Source organism: Mesorhizobium sp. B2-4-14, assembly GCF_006442155.1.
In the GTDB taxonomy this organism is placed as follows: Bacteria; Pseudomonadota; Alphaproteobacteria; order Rhizobiales; family Rhizobiaceae; genus Mesorhizobium.
This window is the reverse complement of record NZ_VFVA01000014.1, coordinates 1-16,948: the sequence shown is the minus strand read 5'-3', so window position 1 is coordinate 16,948 and position 16,948 is coordinate 1. Positions and strand designations below refer to the sequence as shown.

Annotated in this window: 10 protein-coding genes; 7 read left to right on the top strand and 3 right to left on the bottom strand. The window is 62.9% G+C overall.

From position 1 onward, the window contains the following. The first annotated feature begins 421 nt into the window (after positions 1–421). Complete coding sequence (locus FJ938_RS14470) at positions 422–715, top strand: hypothetical protein (protein ID WP_246673327.1); 294 nt, start codon at positions 422–424, stop codon at positions 713–715. 163 nt (positions 716–878) lie between these two features. On the opposite strand, the gene FJ938_RS14465 is transcribed toward FJ938_RS14470, so the two are convergent. Beyond that, complete coding sequence (locus FJ938_RS14465) at positions 879–1,763, bottom strand: DUF6615 family protein (protein WP_348640933.1); 885 nt, start codon at positions 1,761–1,763, stop codon at positions 879–881. 407 nt (positions 1,764–2,170) lie between these two features. Here FJ938_RS14465 and FJ938_RS14460 point away from each other — a divergent pair, with 407 nt between their 5' ends. The 5 genes from FJ938_RS14460 (at position 2,171) to FJ938_RS14440 (ending at position 14,057) form a co-directional block, all read left to right on the top strand. Continuing rightward, entirely contained in the window at positions 2,171–4,504 is a 2,334-nt protein-coding gene (locus FJ938_RS14460) for a hypothetical protein (RefSeq protein ID WP_140694770.1), read from the top strand. Next, entirely contained in the window at positions 4,501–5,385 is an 885-nt protein-coding gene (locus FJ938_RS14455; protein WP_140694767.1) for a hypothetical protein, read from the top strand. The genes FJ938_RS14460 and FJ938_RS14455 overlap by 4 nt, the downstream gene beginning before the upstream one ends. After that, positions 5,386–10,875, top strand: a complete 5,490-nt coding sequence (locus FJ938_RS14450) for a DEAD/DEAH box helicase (protein ID WP_140694764.1) — start codon at positions 5,386–5,388, stop codon at positions 10,873–10,875. Between the two features lie 90 nt (positions 10,876–10,965). Further along, positions 10,966–12,873 (top strand): ATP-binding protein, encoded by a 1,908-nt coding sequence (locus FJ938_RS14445; RefSeq protein WP_181169097.1) that lies wholly within the window; start codon positions 10,966–10,968, stop codon positions 12,871–12,873. Beyond that, on the top strand, positions 12,873–14,057 hold the full coding sequence (locus tag FJ938_RS14440) for a hypothetical protein (RefSeq protein WP_140694758.1): 1,185 nt from the start codon (positions 12,873–12,875) through the stop codon (positions 14,055–14,057). Before FJ938_RS14445 ends, FJ938_RS14440 begins: the two co-directional genes overlap by 1 nt. A gap of 11 nt (positions 14,058–14,068) precedes the next feature. Here FJ938_RS14440 and FJ938_RS14435 read toward each other — a convergent pair whose 3' ends face one another. Both FJ938_RS14435 and FJ938_RS14430 read right to left on the bottom strand, forming a co-directional pair. Then, positions 14,069–14,533, bottom strand: a complete 465-nt coding sequence (locus FJ938_RS14435) for a very short patch repair endonuclease (protein WP_140694756.1) — start codon at positions 14,531–14,533, stop codon at positions 14,069–14,071. Positions 14,534–14,584: 51 nt separating this feature from the next. Continuing rightward, positions 14,585–15,634 (bottom strand): DNA cytosine methyltransferase, encoded by a 1,050-nt coding sequence (locus FJ938_RS14430; protein WP_140694753.1) that lies wholly within the window; start codon positions 15,632–15,634, stop codon positions 14,585–14,587. Positions 15,635–15,657: 23 nt separating this feature from the next. On the opposite strand from FJ938_RS14430, the gene FJ938_RS14425 reads away from it, so the two are divergent. Continuing rightward, complete coding sequence (locus FJ938_RS14425; RefSeq protein WP_181169096.1) at positions 15,658–16,833, top strand: DUF3800 domain-containing protein; 1,176 nt, start codon at positions 15,658–15,660, stop codon at positions 16,831–16,833. Positions 16,834–16,948 lie beyond the last annotated feature (115 nt).

The following is a 16,948-nucleotide window of genomic DNA, read 5'->3' as shown; positions in this document are numbered from 1 at the left end:
CACGCAAGCGATCAGACTCGGAAATCGCAAGTAAGTTCTTGCAACCATTTTTATAGGGGGCAGAACCGCTCCGATACCCTCCTGCCGGAGATAGTATGACAAATAAGACGCTAGGGTCGGGCGAGACAGTTCTGGACCCTTGGCTTCGTCGAGTATCTAACCGGAAGCCCGGTTACGACCGAAGCCAATGAGACCCGCCGAGGTACTGGTCGAATGGCACGACCGAGGGCGACAATGTTCACCATCCTGACGTGAATGCGCGAGCCCTCGTGTTACAATTTCCTGTGACACCAGATTCACTGCCGTTGATCGAAAAGGAGTAGCCACCACGTCCAAGATCAGCCGCCGCGTATTGCTGTTCCACTCCGGCAGCGCTGTAGTCGCCTCGACGGTCACAGCAACGGCGATCACCTCAGAGGCCATGCGGCAAGAACTGGAGCCGTCCAGCGAATTGCGCGACCTGATAGAGACGCACAAGGTAGCATACGCCGTATTTGGCAAGGCTGTTTACGAAATCGGGGGAAGCATCTTCGACCGCGACAGAGCGAGCCAAGCAGAGGAAAAGGCCCTGCTGGCGCTGTGTGCTTACCCGGCGGTCAGGGGAGGTGATCGCCTGGCAAAGGCCGAATACCTATTGGAGATCGAGGCGCGAGGCGAACTCGACCTGCCGGAACACATGCAGACCTTACTACGCTCAACCATGTGGAAGGCGTGAGACCACCGGGGAGAGGCTGGTCAGATTCTCGCCTTCTCCGCTCAGCAATTGGTTCTGCCATTGCCATCAGCGTGCTGACGTGCGGGTCTCTCTCGGCAATCAATTGGGGAGATATCCGTCCTCTTCATCGGGACGAAGCTCCAACAAGTAGCCGCTCTCCTTGCTATCCCTTGGAGCGGTCGGTGATGACGGGGGTGCGGCTGTCGCCGGTCCGGCCAGAGATGAAGGTCACTACCGGACGTTTGAGCGTATGATCCACCCTTATGGAAGGCCCATCGGAAATGCGCTGTCCAGTGCCCCCGTCAAAAGAGGCACGCGATGGGTCTGACCGGATGCGCAAGGCACTTTCCTCGTCCTTCGTCCGTCCTATCTCCCAGCGATTGACAAGGGAGGCGAAGACTAGGTCCGGCGAAGGCACGCCAGCTCCCTCCCAGTTGCCACTCGGACAGAGTATTGCCTCCAGACCGAACAGGTGCTTGCGGAGATGGCTCAGCCGCTTGTGATGCTTCACCGACTTCGGAGTGGCTTTCGCGGCCTTGAGCTTTGCCGCCAGTTCCTGCGCGATATCGGCTGCAAAGGCCAGGTTCACCCCGCTCACCGCCGGGACGGCACTAGCGAAGTAGCCGTCATCCGCCGCAGATTGATGATTGTAAAACATGTAAAGCGGCACCCAAGGCGCGGGGGCCTCGAGAAGGGTCTCAAACTGGAACTTGACCGCCCGCGGGGGCTTGTGCAGCAACTCATGATAGGAGCGATGCAGAATATTCACCGCCTTCTTGGCGTAGCGGGCGGCACTGAGGCGTTTGGCTTGTATCCTCACTTGGAGCTCGTGCCCAGTAGCTACGTGCCAGAACCGCAGATCAAGGTCACCGCCTGTCATGGCCTCATCGGGATACTGGATGATAAGCTCGGGTCCGGCGAATGCCGCAAGTGCGCCGGTGAAGATGTCGGTCATCGTCTCCTCGCGGAACCGCCCCCGCTTAAGTTTCGTCTCCCGGTCTAGGAGACGGCCGATCAGCAGCGGCAGCGTCTTAGCCAGATCGCACATCGTTGTAGACATTAATTCCCTCGCCCTTCCCCCTGCCACGATCCTGAGACTGCACAAGTTCTACTCCGGGTCCAGCCAGAAACAGCTTCAGGGCAGTCTGGCGATGCAAAAAGTGCGGCGTGAACTATCGCCTCGCGCGCGACCCAATCGCCTTGCTCCACCAAGACTGGTGAACGGATTGAAGACCGAATTCACGGGCGTCTTGGCTGCTTACCCAGCAAGTAATGTCCAAGTAGTCTTGCGCGATGGGAGGTTTGCGTTAGGTTGTGCTTCGGGTTTGGGGGAAGGCTGCCGGAACGTCGAGGATGCCAGAGGGAAATGCCGCAACAAAACTTCGACGATTCCACCCGGCACCTGCCATCCTGCAGCTCGCGCTGTCCTGCCCCGCCGAGGCATGGAGCTAACGGGTGCTGGAGTTCTTCCGTTCGGCCAGCCGTTTCGCTGGAGCGCTGCTACGTCGCACGCTAACTATCTTTCGCGGCCGGAGAACGGTGCCGCTAGCGCCGGATCCGGCCCGCAAGGTCGAAGTGTCGGCGGCAGCGAGGCCTGAAGGTCCGCTCGAGCCGCCATCAGCAATGGGGATGGCACGGGGCGAACCGGACGGCATGGGCAATGTCGCCGAGATCGCTGGCGTGTCCGCCACCGCGCACTCCAATATGGGAGACATGGCATCGGCCAGCATCGTTTCCACCGACGCGAAGCCGATAAATGCCGCCCGAGAGCACGTCCCCAACAAATCCCCTCACAGCGCGCCCGGTGAGGAGCTGGCTCAGGCAGCGGAAGCAGAGACTGGGAGGCAAGGACGTGATGCCGCCGAGGCCGCGGCATCCCTGTTGCCACAGGAGCCGGAGGGCCCCTGGCCTGCAGTTGAAGCCCATCCGCCCCCAGCCGAGTCTGCAGGCATCGCACGGGCCGCATGCGCCGAAAGGGCCCCGCCTCTTGTTACAGCCGAGATCGCAAACGAGGAGGCTTGCCTCGGCGCGCTTGTGGCCGTCGACTCGGCCGCTCCGCCTACCATTGACGCACCTGAAATCCTGTCCCCCTCTCCGGACACGGCCGATGCCTACCTGGACGGGTGCGCCAATGAGCCGGGCCAAGAACCAGCGAGCGACCCGGCATCCCGGTGCAATTGGCCCGATGGAGCCAATGAGGACGACACCATCATCCCCCCGAGCGGCCTAAGCCAACTGATACTCGGAGATGCCGGGGGAACCGCGATCACCGGAATGGGAACGGCCGGGGATACTCTAGATGCCGATGCCCCGCCCAATGAGCGGATCGGCATCACCGCGTTGGCCCCGTCTGCCCCACCGGACGACGGTATTCCGGCCGTGATGACATTCGATCTCGAATCTGATGCCATCGAGGCCCCGCGTGTGCAGATAGGCTCAGATGTCGACGATGCAACGTCCTCAGGGCCCGAGCGGTCCGCCCCTGCGCCTGGCGTGGGAAAATATGGCCCGGAGCCCGGGCCTATCCGGCCGCCGATATACCGCCCAAGACTCGAGCGGTCGCGGATCAGGCGTGAGCCCCGGCTTCCCTCTGGCGACACGGAGCGGGAGTATCAGGATCTGGAAGCGGACCTTCGGCTATTGTTCGGCCCAGGAGACTGGGGGATCGAACTGAGCGCGCTGCTACGGCAGCCGGCCGGGGCTGAAGAAGTCGAGGTACTGGAAGGCGGAGAAGAGACTTGGCTGGGCGCGCTCGACGACCGCCTCCTTGAGCCGCTTGCATTAGCGGATGGTGCCCGTGTCCTCTCGGAAGGGCTGTCAATCGAGGCCATTGGGCTCCCCGTTCGGTGGCACCGCTCATCACGCGAGATCCACATATTCGGGGAGCATCCGAGCGTCGCGGGATTCGTCAGCCAGCCTCGTGTAGCGATCGGGCGCGAGAACGTGGTCGTCTGCAGGGACGAGCTCGCGGGCGTGGCACTCGCTCAGATCGCGGCCACAGGTGGGAACGCTCCCACTAGGATCGACGGTCCGGGAGTTCCGGCCGGCTGGCTCTGCTGGCGCGGGATCCGCCCTGCGCGGCCCTCAGCTCCCCAAGGTGGCCTGGCGATCTTACATGCACTCGATCCGCTGCCCGCCGTCTCGATCGATTTGCCGGGAGGACTGCGGCTTGCTCGCGGAACGTGGCTGGAGGGACACCCGCCTTCAATCCGTTTGCTGGGGCTCCTGGAGTTTGGCGAATCCGTGCGTATCGACGGCCGTCCCGCGTCGATCGAGGGCGATGGCACCTGGACCGCGGAGGGCTGGGACCGCCTAGGCAGTCACCGAATTGAATACGGCGGCATTACCGCCGCCTACGAGATCGAACCGGGCACCATGGCTTGGGATTGGTGGCCCGCGTGGGATGGCCAGACAGCTCTGGCAGGCGCGCTCGCCTCGGCGAACGGAAAGGAGTACTTCCAAACGGATCCCTACGCGCATCTCATCGGCGCGATGCCTGGCGAGATTTGCAGCTTCCGGCCGGCGGTCGGAGGCATCTACGTCGCTCGGCCAGAATTCGCTCCGGTATGGCTTCTGGCGCGCACTGCAGGCATGCGAAACTCAAAACCTGCTCTGATCGGCGCGCCGCTAGCGCCCTCTGCGGCGGCCGATGCCGGGGCGGCTGCGATCATCCAGTGGGCACGTACCGTGTGCTCCGTCGGACGCGCTGGAGCGCATGGTTCTGCGGAGCGGCGGCTGTGGGACCAATATCTGGCGGTCGCCAAGAGAAAGCGAAGGCGGCCGCGATGAACGATCTGCTTCTCTGGGCATCAGCGGTTGCGTCCGGTAGCGATAGCACTTTCAAGCGGAAAGCGGCAGAGCTGCTTCCCGCGCTGCGCGGCGGGCCTGCGGCGCACTATCGGGCAATGTGGGCGTTCGGCAGCCTGGCACACTGCGAGTTTGGCCCGGCGGCCGGAGGCGGATGGCGCATGACACCACCCGCGCTTGCCGCGGGCGATCCCGCGATGCCGACGACCGCAATCCTCTGCGGCGCCCGCAGCGACGCGCTCCTCGCGAGCCTGGTTTCTGCAGCAGGGGGAAAGATGTCCACTACTCCGCTGAGAGGGGCACCCGATCTAGTGCGCGTCGAGGCGGTATCTGCCGGAGAGCTGATCAGCTTGGCACGTGAAGTCGGCATCCCCGTGCAATGGAACGCACCGCTGGCGGTGCTGGCGGCATTCCGCGCCCCTCCGCCTGCGAGCTTTCCAGAGACGGCGCTGCCCATTGGGGGATGGAAGGTGTATCGTTTCTCCCGATCACAAATGGCGTGGACCGCCTCCACAGCGGCAGAAGCCGGGAGCGCGCACCGCGGCCTGTTCCGATTTAGCTCCGACTACGGCACCCGCCATATATTCAGGCACGGCGGGACCTCACGCGAAGCGCCTCCCGCCGTGGCGAAGTTCTGGGTCCTGGGCCGGCACCAGCGAGCTTTGCGGCTCGACCTGTCCAAGGGTACCGCCAGCTTTCCTGTCACGCTTCGGCCGCCAGGCCTCATCGATCGCGCGCTGACAATCTGCTCCGGCTCCCTGCCATCGGTCGCCGAGCGACAGCTTGTTTACACTGGGGTGACCGCCCCGGTTGCCGCGGCGGTGTCTGCCGCCCTGCGATACATTGGAGAGGGAGCTAAGTAGATGACCAACCCGGTCTCGATTTTCGAGCGCATGCGCGACACCTATCTGCGTTACCTCGATAGCCCGTTCGACCTCCGCTATGACAGCCTAGTCGCCGAGCGCCGCGCGCTTCTCGATGCCGATGGGCGCCTCTACCGCCGACCGCTTATCGAGCCGGCACCGCCATACGCAATGAGCGGCCGCAACTTCACTTCCACGGCGGCCGAGATTCTCGATGGTCTCCTCCCGCCCGCACTCATCACCGACATATCAGATTTCGTGTCACAGGGCCTTTTCCGGGCCGACCGCGAGCTCTTCCAGCACCAATTCGACGCGCTTGATGAGTCGATGCGAAAGCAGAGGGATGTCATCGTCACCAGCGGTACGGGTTCTGGCAAGACCGAATGCTTCCTCCTCCCGATCGCCACCGCGCTTGTTGCCGAATCCGCGGGCTGGGGAGCGCCCGGGACCCCATCGGCCGAGCACGACTGGTGGAACCACGACGGCCCGCAAGGACAGCGATACCACCCGCGGATCTCCCAGCGAGGTCACGAGAATCCTGCAACGCGCCCGCCCGCGATGCGCGCATTGGTCATGTATCCTCTGAACGCGCTGGCGGAGGACCAGCTCGTCCGCCTCCGCCTGGGCTTCGACAGCGACCATGCGAAAAGCTGGCTCGACGGTCACCGCCGGGGCAACCGTTTCTATTTTGGCCGCTACACTGGTCGCACGCCAATCTCGGGCGATCCGTCATCCGCGAGCAAAGAAGGGGAGCTGCGGCGTGAGCTCGCATCGCTTGAGCGGGATGCACTCGCCGTCGCCGGATCACCCAAAGCTGCCCGTTTCTTCCAAAGCATGGACGGGGCGGAGATGTGGTCGAGGTGGGATATGCAAGACAGCCCGCCTGACATCCTGATCACGAACTACAGCATGCTGAACATCATGCTGATGAGAGGTGTCGAGGCACCCATCTTCGATGCCACCCGCGACTGGCTCAGCCTCGACGCGCGCAACGTGTTCCATCTCGTCATCGACGAGCTGCACACTTACCGCGGCACCCCTGGAACCGAGGTCGCGTACCTTCTACGGGTCTTGCTCGATCGGCTCGGGCTTCATCCCAATCACGATCAGCTCCGCATTATCGCGTCATCCGCTTCTCTTTCTGACGATGCCGCAGGGCGCGGCTACCTACACGGATTCTTCGGCCGCGACAGGTCGCGATTCGCTGTGATCGGCGGCTCACGGCGGCCGCTATCAGCGACGGCGGCATCATCCATCGCGCCACACGCGGCCGCGCTTGCCGCGTTTCCTGCGGCAGTCGCGTCGATTGGGATCGACGGAGCTGCCGGCGCGCTCGAAGTCGCGATCGGGGTCAGCCAGAACGGCCACCTCCAGGCCGGGGAAAGGCTTGGCCGCACGCTCGCGCGCATCGAGGCGGCCGATGCTCTGCGATCGGTCTGTAGATCCGACGATGGCTCTGGCAGACTGGAACCAAGACAGACCGCCGATGTAGGCACACGGCTATTCCCTGCCGAGACCCGGCAGACAGCGGCGGCCGCGGCAGAGGGCTTGGTGACTGCACTCGCCAGCGCCGAGCTCCCTAACGGCGATCCATTACTGCCGGTTCGCGCCCACATCATGTTCAGGAACGTGCAAGGCCTCTGGGCCTGCGCCGATCCCGCCTGCGGACACACCGCGCCTCGGTCTGACGCGCCACCTGTCGGAGCGCTCCATCACGTTCCGGCCTCCGGGTGCGGATGCGGTTCGCGTATGCTTGAGCTCCTTTATTGCGAGCCCTGCGGCGAGGTATTCCTGGGCGGATATCGCGGCGGCACCAACAATCCGAACCAGTGGCGGCTGACACCGGACTTTCCCGATCTCGAGCAAGTGCCGGACCGCGCCGGCGCGGAGCGCGACTACAGCAACTACGCGGTGTTCTGGCCTTCCGCCGGGCTTACCCCGCGGTCGGCGGCATGGAGACAGGGAAACGTCCCGCGGGAATGGCGGCGGGCACGGCTGGATCCGGCTTCGGGTATCTTGACAGCGGGCGTGACCGGCAATGGGCATGTCTACTACGTTCCCTCCCAGCACCGGCCGCAGCGTGCTGGCGGTGCAGCTCCGCCGACACCGGGAGCATTTCCCTCCCGCTGCCCGCGCTGCGACGCGGACTGGGCAGGCCGCAACGTGGGCTCACCAATCCGAGGTCAGCGGACGGGTTTCCAGAAGATCGCACAAGTTCTTGCAGACTCGCTCCTGCGCGACATCGCTCCTCCGGGCAGCGAGGAGAACCGCAAGCTGGTCGTCTTCTCCGATAGCCGGCAGGACGCGGCCAAGCTCTCAGCCGGCATGCGCCAAGCCCACCATCTCGACGCAGTTCGCCAAGCCGTAGTGGACGCGCTGGAAGTGGCTGGCCAAGGACCCCCAGCCTTCCAAAGACAAGCCGCTGGCGGAAACCTCACGCCGCAGGAGGCGGCCGCGGCGGCTGCCTTCCTATTAAGTTCGCCGCACGATGCCATGATCATCGCGTCCGCAGCTGGCCCGCTGGCGGGGCAGCAGTGCCCCTATTCGCCCGGCTCCACTTTCGCACAGGCGGCGGCAGCGATCCTAGCCCTGACTGCGGGTCCTTTTCTCGTGGGCGATCTGTTTCGCGATGCAGAGCTCCGTCTTCTCGCAGCAGGCATCAATCCGGGAGGATACGCCCAGGACAGCCTCTGGACCGATCCCAGCCGGCAGACGGGAAGCTGGCGGGAGCTCTTCGATTGGACAACCTCGCCGCCCTCGCCGTTGCCTGGAGGCCTGTCGGTCGAGCAGGATGACCATCTTAGGCGGCTGCGCCGCAACGCCCATGCAGCGGTGCTGAACGTGATATTTGCCTCGGGACGCCGAGGACTGGAGGCGCTTCAGATCGCTCACGCGGCCGTCGGATCGGGAGCGCCAGGAGACGGCGACGCAGTTGTCGTCCAAGCGGCAGACAGCACGCTTCGGCTTCTTGGCGAGCGCCGCCGCATCGATGGCGAGCCCTACACCGCGCAGGGTGTACCGGCCGCGCCGGGGTTCGTCCGGGATTATCTGGACGAGGTCGCAAGGGTCAATGGCAGGTCTGCGGCAGCTCTGGTGACGGCGGTTGAGACACGCCTCTCCCATGGCGGCTTAGTCACAAGCTGGCTGATCCAGCCGAACCGCCTGCGGATCGCCCGTCCTGTCGCAGGATCGTGGGAATGCGCTGCCTGCCGACGCATCCATCTCCATCCGAGTGGATCGGTATGCACCGATTGCCAGGGCCGGCTGGTAGGACCCCAGCCTCTCGGGGCCGGCGCGACGGCGGAGGATTATTATCTGTTTCTGGCGCGGGACGCGGGACCCCTTTTCCGCCTCAATTGCGAAGAGATGACGGGACAGACCGGAAAAGCCGAGGCGCGCACGCGTCAACGGCTCTTCCAAGGTGCCTGCCTTCCTGCTCCTGAGGAAATTGAGCTCGTCGACACCATCGATCTTTTAAGCGTGACCACGACGATGGAGGCTGGTGTCGATATTGGAGCGCTGCTCGCAGTCATGATGGCCAATATGCCGCCGCTGCGGTTTAACTATCAGCAGCGAGTCGGTCGTGCCGGCCGCCGCGGCACTGCGCTCTCCATCGCTCTGACGCTCTGCCGCGGCCGGAGCCATGACGACTACTACTTCCAGCGGCCCGAGAAGATCACGGCCGATCCGCCGCCCCAGCCATATGTCGACCTCACGGTGGAGCCGATAGTCCGGCGCGTCCTGGCGAAAGAAGTTCTCCGCGAGGCGTTCGCGGCGCTACGACTATTTCCGACGGCATCCGGAGATAGCGTCCATGGGGAGTTTGGGGAAACCGCAGCATGGATGCGGCCCGCACTTGGTGGCGGGGCTGGCTCGACCGTCCGTGCCCAGGTCTCCGCCTGGATCGGTGCCAACGGAGCCAGGATATCCGCGATCTGCAGCGTGCTTCTTCAGGCCGCTCCCGCCCTTCAGACGCAACAGGGCAGCTTGGTGGCATGGGTGGCCACGGGCCTCGTCATGGAGATCGATGCTGCCGTTGCTAGCCCGCACCTCGTGCAGACGCAGCTCAGCGAGCGCCTGGCCAACGCGGGCATCCTTCCGATGTTCGGCTTCCCGACTAGGACGCGCTACCTCTATCATGGCCGCCCTGGCCGGGGGCAGTTTCCGCCAGCCGACATCATCGATCGTCCCCTCGATCTCGCGATCAGCCAGTTCGCCCCCGGGTCGGAGACCGTTAAGGAGGGAATGATCCACACGGCAATCGGCGTGGTCGACTATCAGCTCAGGGGCGGAATTCCCACAGAGATGCCGGATCCGCTCGGGCCGCCGATACCGACTGGCATCTGCCGCCGGTGCCAGTCGATCGACGCAGCCGCCGTCCCCGCGCTCACCTGCATAGTTTGCGGCGCGGGAGGCACCGAGTATCAAGTTGTAGATCTCTCGGAGCCCCGCGGCTTCCGTACCCATTTCGGGTCCGAGCGCGATTACGATGGGACCTTCGAGTGGACACCGCGTGCAACGCGGCCGAAGCTTGGCCTGGCGGGCCCTCCCCTCGCGCCCCACTGCAATTTCGGCATCCACAGCGGCGGCCAGACGGTCCACGTGATCAACGACAACAACGGCCAGCTCTTCGAGTTCGAGAGGTTCTGGGACGAGACCTGGGCGACGCGTCAGGCACTTAGCAAAGTCAACGTAACGCCTCGGACCCCTACGGGAGGCCCCGATCGCCGCGCTCTGGCTGCAATAAGCCGCACCGACGTTCTCGTGGCCGGGGTCAACGTGTGGCCATCCGGCGTGTTTGCCGATCCGCTGCGTGTCGAGGGCCGGGCGGCACTATACTCGTTCGGGTTCCTGCTGAGGCGGGCTGCGGCGGTACGCCTGGATGTTAGCGATAGCGAGCTCAAGGTCGGACTGCGGACAACAGTTGCGGCGGGAAACGTCGTCGGCCAGGTGTTCCTCTCAGATACGCTTGAGAACGGCGCCGGTTACAGCACCTTCCTGGGAGCCCCTGCCGAGTTTGAGGCGGTGCTGCAGGATGTGCTTGGACCCGGCCTCCTCGGCCGGTTCCAAGTCATGGCCGGCCCACACGACCATGGCACGGTGTGCCAGACATCGTGTCACGAGTGCATGCGGGACTACGGAAACCTAGCCTACCATAGCATCTTGGACTGGCGTTTGGCGGTAGATGTTGCGCGGCTTTGCCTTGATGCGGGAGCTCCGATCGACTTTTCGCCTTCCTATTGGGCCGGAGTTGCGCAGTATGCCGCAGACCGAGTGCATGGCGCGCTTCCGGGATCGCTGCGCACGACCCTCGCAGGGCTGGAGACGGTCGTCGCCGGGAGCCGCGCGATCGTGATCGGACATCCGCTCTGGGATGTCCGTCAAGGCATGACCCATCCTGCGCTGAGCGCAGCCGAAACCGCTGGCAGGCAGAACGGCCTGGCCGTCGAGTTCCGCTCGACGTTCATGGCGATCAGGAGGCCAATCTGATACTGCTGGACACAGCGCGAGGTGCGCGTCAAAACGGCACCCGCCGGGTCGCATGCGGCCGCCGCACGGCCCAGCGGGATGGGGGGACTGATGCAGGATCGCGCTGAACAGCTGGCGCTTGATATACGCCGTGGCCGCGAGAGCGGAGAGGTCGTCAAGACGACGCTCAGTGTCGACGACCGCGTGCTCGCACGCGTCACTGACGGCATCTATCGCCGGCCGTCGTCTGCGTTCCGCGAGCTGATCTCGAACGCCTACGACGCGGATGCCACCGAGGTCATCCTGCAGACCGATGCGCCGCGCTTCGAGCGTATTGTCGTCCGAGACAACGGCCTCGGCATGTCGCCCGAGGTCCTGGCCGATCTCGTGACCCACATCGGCGGCAGCTCAAAGCGGACATCCAAGGGCAAGCGCCTGGGGACTGCGAACCTATCAGACCCAACGCTCTCTCCCGGTGGGCGGCGGCTCATTGGAAAGATCGGGATTGGGCTCTTCTCGGTCGCACAGCTGACCCAGCATTTCCAGATGATCACCAAGCGTCGCGGCGACGATTTCCGGACCTCAGCGGTCGTCGTGCTGAAGACACACACCGAGGAGATGCTCGCTGCCGACTCCGACAACCAGGTCTTCGAGACGGGAACCGTCGCGATCACAAGCGAACCTGCGGCCGACATCGAGACGCAGGGCACCGAGATCGTCCTGATGGAGCTTACGCCACAGGCACGTGAGCTGCTCCAGGGCCTGGACCGCTGGACCTTGCTCGACCGCGCAAAAGACGGGGATGTGGATGGCGCACCGCCGATGCCACCGAGCTACCATATCGGGCGCGTGGCACGCGACGACGCCGATGTCTATCTCGAGCAGCCGCAGCTGCCATGGGACCCATCCGATGGTCCGGATGCCAGGTTCCGGAAGCTATATGCGGCGGTCCGCCAAGAGGTCCGCACGCGCAAAGCTACGCCCAACATCGAAGAGTCTCTCGATCACTATCTCGGAATGATCTGGCTGCTTAGCCTGGCGGTGCCCGTCCGCTACATTGACCGGCATCCGTTCGAGCTGACGGCGGACGATGGGATCGGCTTCTACAGTTTCACAAGCAAGTCGGCGGAGCCGGTGAAGCTGACGGGCACGGAGACAATCGGGGAGCGGCTTGGGCTGACGAGCATCATTGATCCAGTCGGCTCGTTCCGGGTCATCCTCGACGATGTTGAGCTGTTGCGCCCGATCTCCTTCGACAGGGATCTCCACGGCACGAGCGAGATCGGCCGCCCACTGATGTTCTTCGGCAAGGTGACATCCGGTCTGGGAGCAGTCCCGCCCGATATCGGTGGAGGGGCGCTGTCTTTCGAAGCGTATTTATACTGGAACCAGAAAATCACTCCTAAGGAGAACAACGGCTGCCTCGTCCGCGTGAACAACGCCAGCGGCGTCCTTTTCGATCCGTCCTTCCTGGGCTACCAGGTTTCCGAACTGACCCGCTTGCGTCAGCTCATGTCGGAGGTCTTCATCACCGAGGGGCTCGATGCCGCGCTCAACATTGACCGCGAGTCGTTCAACTACAGCCACCCGCACTATCAATATCTCCAGAAATGGGTGCATTTCGCCGTCCGCCAGACGACGAACAGGCTAAAGCAGCTCAACAAGGAGCTGCTCGATGCTCGGCGAGCGGCCGCGGCCGGTCATCGTGTCTCGCGCCTTGAGAACCTTGTCGAGCGGGTCTGGCGCGACCGAAAGGGCTCGGATGCCGAGCCTCCGCCTGAGATCAGGCTAGCGCCGGGCGGCCAAGCACTCCTCTCGGACCGGGAGCGCGGCGTCCTGGTGTTCAACACTGACACGCTCGAGGCCGAGGCTGCGGCTCGCGGCAGTGTCATCGAGAATGCCAAGCTCGAAGCGCTGGTGAAGGTACTGACCGCCTGGGGCCTGCTAGAGAGCCTCTCGTGGGAGGAACAGCAGTCGCTTGTCGCCGACATCATGGCAGTATTCGGGGACCAGCGCTGATGGAGGAGTTCGACGACGACGAAATTCTCGGTCGAATCCTGCGCAGACCGACCGTTGAGGAGCCTCCTCAGCGTCCTTTCAAGCCCTGGCACCGCCCGCGCAAGCAGTGGGTCCGGCGATACCAGTGGCACGACTCGCTTCTTCGCATGCTGCGCGAGACCCACTTTCCGGACGACGCGAGGACCGTGCGCTACCTGAGCCTGCCTGGCGAGGATCTCCTGGACGTGCGCGTGCTCCGCGAGGCATGCGAGCAGGCGGGCCTCGATCTCCGCTTCACCGGCCTCAACTCGGTGCGGCGGGGGTCGGCAGACGACGTGCAGCTAAACATCGCTGAAAGTGAAGTCCGCGGTCTTGCGCGGATTCACAGCGGCTCGACGATCTTGCGCGAACGGTTCGAATCTATCGCGAACCAGAAATCGCTTGCATACGCTGAGGTGCACGGCGGCGGACCCTTTCATGCGGTGAACATCGATCTGTGCGATCACATCGCGCTGCGCGCGGCCGGTCCGGGACGCACGACCGTGATCGACGCGCTCGCAGAGGTCATCCAGTTGCAGCTGACCAATGCGATTCATCCATGGCTGCTGTTTGTCACGACACGCGTGGTGCCGGACCGTATCGATGCCCAAAACCTTGCCGCGCTGATCGAGGCCATCTTGGACAATGTGGAGGCGAGCGACGAGTTCGCACGACGGACTGGAGAGCTGCTGCGGGCTGAGGGCGACAGGCTGCGTGCCGTGCTCGCCGATCCAGGCACCTTGGACCCGCGGTCCTTTATGCACCTATTCGCCCTCGGGTTCGGCAAGTGGCTGCTGCGATTTGTCGGAGCGGCTCATCCGGAGCGCACCCTTCAAATGCTGCCGGGGTGCTTCTACGCGGTTGTTCCGGATCATCCCGACATGCTGTCGCTCGGCTTCCGCTGCGATGTCGTGCAGGCACCTGCGCGCGACCGCTATCGCTTGGTCGGCGGGGGCACTGACATCGCCGTCGCAAACGAAGTGGACCATGGGCTACGCCTGCTTGAGGCGACCGGCGAACTATTCGATCTCGACGAGATGCTCCGGCGCGAGACTCAGCTGTTCGAGTCTCTGACGGTCGAATCCGCAGATCTGCTACGGTCGGCGCATTACGAAGTGGATGGCGCCGCTGGATACCGCGGCTGGTTGGAAGTCGATGCGGCTTAGTGCGAAGCACATCAAGCAGTCGGAGTCTCTTTTTGCACGACATATCCAGCGTGGCATGAGGTGCCTCCCAGCGCGGAGGCTAGGGAGCTTGCCAGCTCCGGCTTCCTTGCGTCGCATTCCCAAACGACGAGGACCCGCCAACCTAGCGCCATGAGGTCAGCGGCGATCTTGGCATCTCGCTCGCTGTTGCGCTGGAACTTCGCGGACCAGTAGTCCTGCCTCGTGCGGGGCATTCGAGCATCCCGGCAGCCGCTGTGCTGATGCCAGAAGCAGCCATGCACAAGTATGACGGTCCGATGTCTGGGGAGCACTATGTCCGGTGTGCCGGGAAGATCGGGGCGATGCAGCCGGAAGCGGTATCCGAGCCTATGCAGTGCGCGACGCACTATGACCTCAGGCTTAGTGTCCTTCGATCTGAACTGCGCCATCATCTTTCGACGAGCCAGGTCGTCGAGCACGTTCTTGATCACCTGCATTATCCAAAGCTCGGCAATGAGCCTTAGATTTTCAAGTGGCGAGAAGCAGATTCAACCCCGCGCGCGCTGTTTCCCAGATCGGCTGCCCACGATCTCTGCATCCAGCTCCGCGACCTGCGCGCGTACCGAGGCTGCGACGGCCGCGGCGACCGGAGGAGGCACCGCCTCGCTCACCTGGATGATCTGGGAGGAGAGACTGCCGAGGAGCTCGTACTTCTTGGGGAAACCCTGGAGCAGCATCGCCTCGTAAACACTCAGACGGCGGTGGCAGTCCGGATGGATATGCACCTCCCGATGGCCGTATGCGACCGTTGGGCTTGGTGATTGCCAGTCTAGCGTCTTAAAGCTGCGGTTGCGGCCATCGCCTGGCCGAAGGGCACCTGGTGTTGTGAACTTCGGTGATTTCGGCCGCATGCACCAGTGGTTGGGATGGTGGGCAATATCGGCCGGCTTTAGGTCGCGGTCGAAGAACGTGGCATCCGGGAGATCACCGATGGCACCCCGGACATCCGGTCGTCGCCCCTCTGCGCTGACTACTTTGGCTGGTGGCGACCAGGCCGCCTCTCCGTATAGATCGCGGTTCAGGCCGACCACGAAGAGCCGCTCGCGTATCTGCGGCGTGGCGTAGTCGGTCGCCAGCAGGACCGTGCGGGTTAGTGAGAAGCCCGCATCCTCGAAAGCCGTCTCTATTTGTCGGAGTCGATGCCCGTGCCGGTCGCTCATCAGGCCTGTCACGTTCTCCATGACGAAGAACTTCACTGGCTTGCGCTGATTGAGCGATTTCAGAAGCTGGGCGTATGCCAACGGTAGAGAATGCCGCGGATCGGCCTCGAGATAGACGGTATTGGCGCGGCTGAAGCTCTGGCACGGAGGGCCGCCAATCACACCTTCAGGCTCGAAGGTGCCCTGGTGCAGCCGGTCGAGCTCATCGAGAGTCAGCTTCGAGACATCCCCGACATGCCCACGCTTCGTGCCCTTTCGGTTGTGATTGTAGGAGCCGATGCTGTCGACACGGAGGTCAAAAGCCAGCCCAATTTCATAGTCTGCGGCCTCGAATCCCAGGTCGAGTCCACCTGCCCCGCAGAAGAGGCTGAGTAGCATATAATGCCTCCCCGGAATTGGCAGTGATCGTCAACAGCACCCCTACGCGCAAGCACGCGCGCGCCGACACTGTCAGTCATCGCCCATTGCAACCAGAAAGTCGAGGGCAAAGCGCTGGCGGTCTGCAACGCATCTGCGCTCGTCTCGCGAAAGACTGCCCCACCGAATGCCAGGAGGTCCGGCTTGCCTTCGCGGACGACCGAGAACGTGGAAAGGCAGGGACCGTCCAGCGTAGTCTGCGAGGTCCGGCCGCTCGACCGATTTCCGGGCGAGTTTTCCGAACGTTAAACTTTCTGGTCTTTACCGATGGCAACGACAGGGCCGGGGCTGAGCGCTTGACTGATCAAAACGAACTCTACCTATACGTAGATGACTCAGGGAGCAGGTTTGTCACGAGACACCCTGGTGACATCCCAAAATTCGACTACTTCGCGCTTGGCGGGGTGATTATTCGGGAGAGCGACAAACCTGCTGCTAAATCGAAATACGGTCATTTCTGCAAGAAATGGAACATCGACTATCCACTTCATTCCGTAAAAATCAGAAACGCATCCGGTCCATTTCGGTGGATTGCGAGGCTCGGTGCGAGGCGTGAAGAATTCTTTACAGATCTTCATGAAATGATGCGTTCTCCCGGGCTGCACGCACTTGCGTCGACTGTGCATCGACCTGGTTACGTGGCCCGGTACAAGGAAAAATTTCCAGACAGTAAATGGAAACTATGCCAAACTGTATTCCCAATCCTTGTCGAACGAGCGGTTCGTTACGCTATTCAGCTGGACACCAAACTTCACATCTATGTCGAGCGCAGCGGCGGAAAGGAAGACCGTCTGATTGAACGCTACGTTGATGAGGTTCAGGTGAAAGGTATGCCCTTCGACAAGTCCAATTCGGTTAAATATGCGCCGCTGCAGCCTACCGACTTCTCGCAACGTATTTCGGAGTTCGATTTCAAGAACAAGGAAACGCGCCTGATGCAGATAGCAGACTTGATGCTTTATGCCGTCGCTCGCGGTCGATATGAACCAACGTATAAAGCCTACGCCGCCTTGGCGAGAGACAAAATGCTTTTCGATAGCCTCTTCTCAGCTGAGGAGGTTCCCTTTCGAGGATCGAAGTACTCATGCTTTGACAACATATCGGAAAAACCAGAGGCAAGCGGAATAACCGCTTGTGAAAACGAATTTGAACCCGTATAAAGAAGCTGGGCAGTGCCCGCCGGGTCTCCCTCTGGAGGCCGCCACTATGCTCTAAGCGAAAGCTTGGGGCATTTTTGGTTTTTGGGCTTTGGCATTATAGGCCTCTCTCCCGACG

Coding starts and splice junctions, on each gene's coding strand:
- FJ938_RS14445 (WP_181169097.1), top strand. CDS start 10,966: ATGCAGGATCGCGCTGAACAGCTGGCGCTTGATATACGCCGTGGCCGC.
- FJ938_RS14455 (WP_140694767.1), top strand. CDS start 4,501: ATGAACGATCTGCTTCTCTGGGCATCAGCGGTTGCGTCCGGTAGCGAT.
- FJ938_RS14470 (WP_246673327.1), top strand. CDS start 422: ATGCGGCAAGAACTGGAGCCGTCCAGCGAATTGCGCGACCTGATAGAG.
- FJ938_RS14430 (WP_140694753.1), bottom strand. CDS start 15,634: ATGCTACTCAGCCTCTTCTGCGGGGCAGGTGGACTCGACCTGGGATTC.
- FJ938_RS14440 (WP_140694758.1), top strand. CDS start 12,873: ATGGAGGAGTTCGACGACGACGAAATTCTCGGTCGAATCCTGCGCAGA.
- FJ938_RS14465 (WP_348640933.1), bottom strand. CDS start 1,763: ATGTGCGATCTGGCTAAGACGCTGCCGCTGCTGATCGGCCGTCTCCTA.
- FJ938_RS14435 (WP_140694756.1), bottom strand. CDS start 14,533: ATGCAGGTGATCAAGAACGTGCTCGACGACCTGGCTCGTCGAAAGATG.
- FJ938_RS14450 (WP_140694764.1), top strand. CDS start 5,386: ATGACCAACCCGGTCTCGATTTTCGAGCGCATGCGCGACACCTATCTG.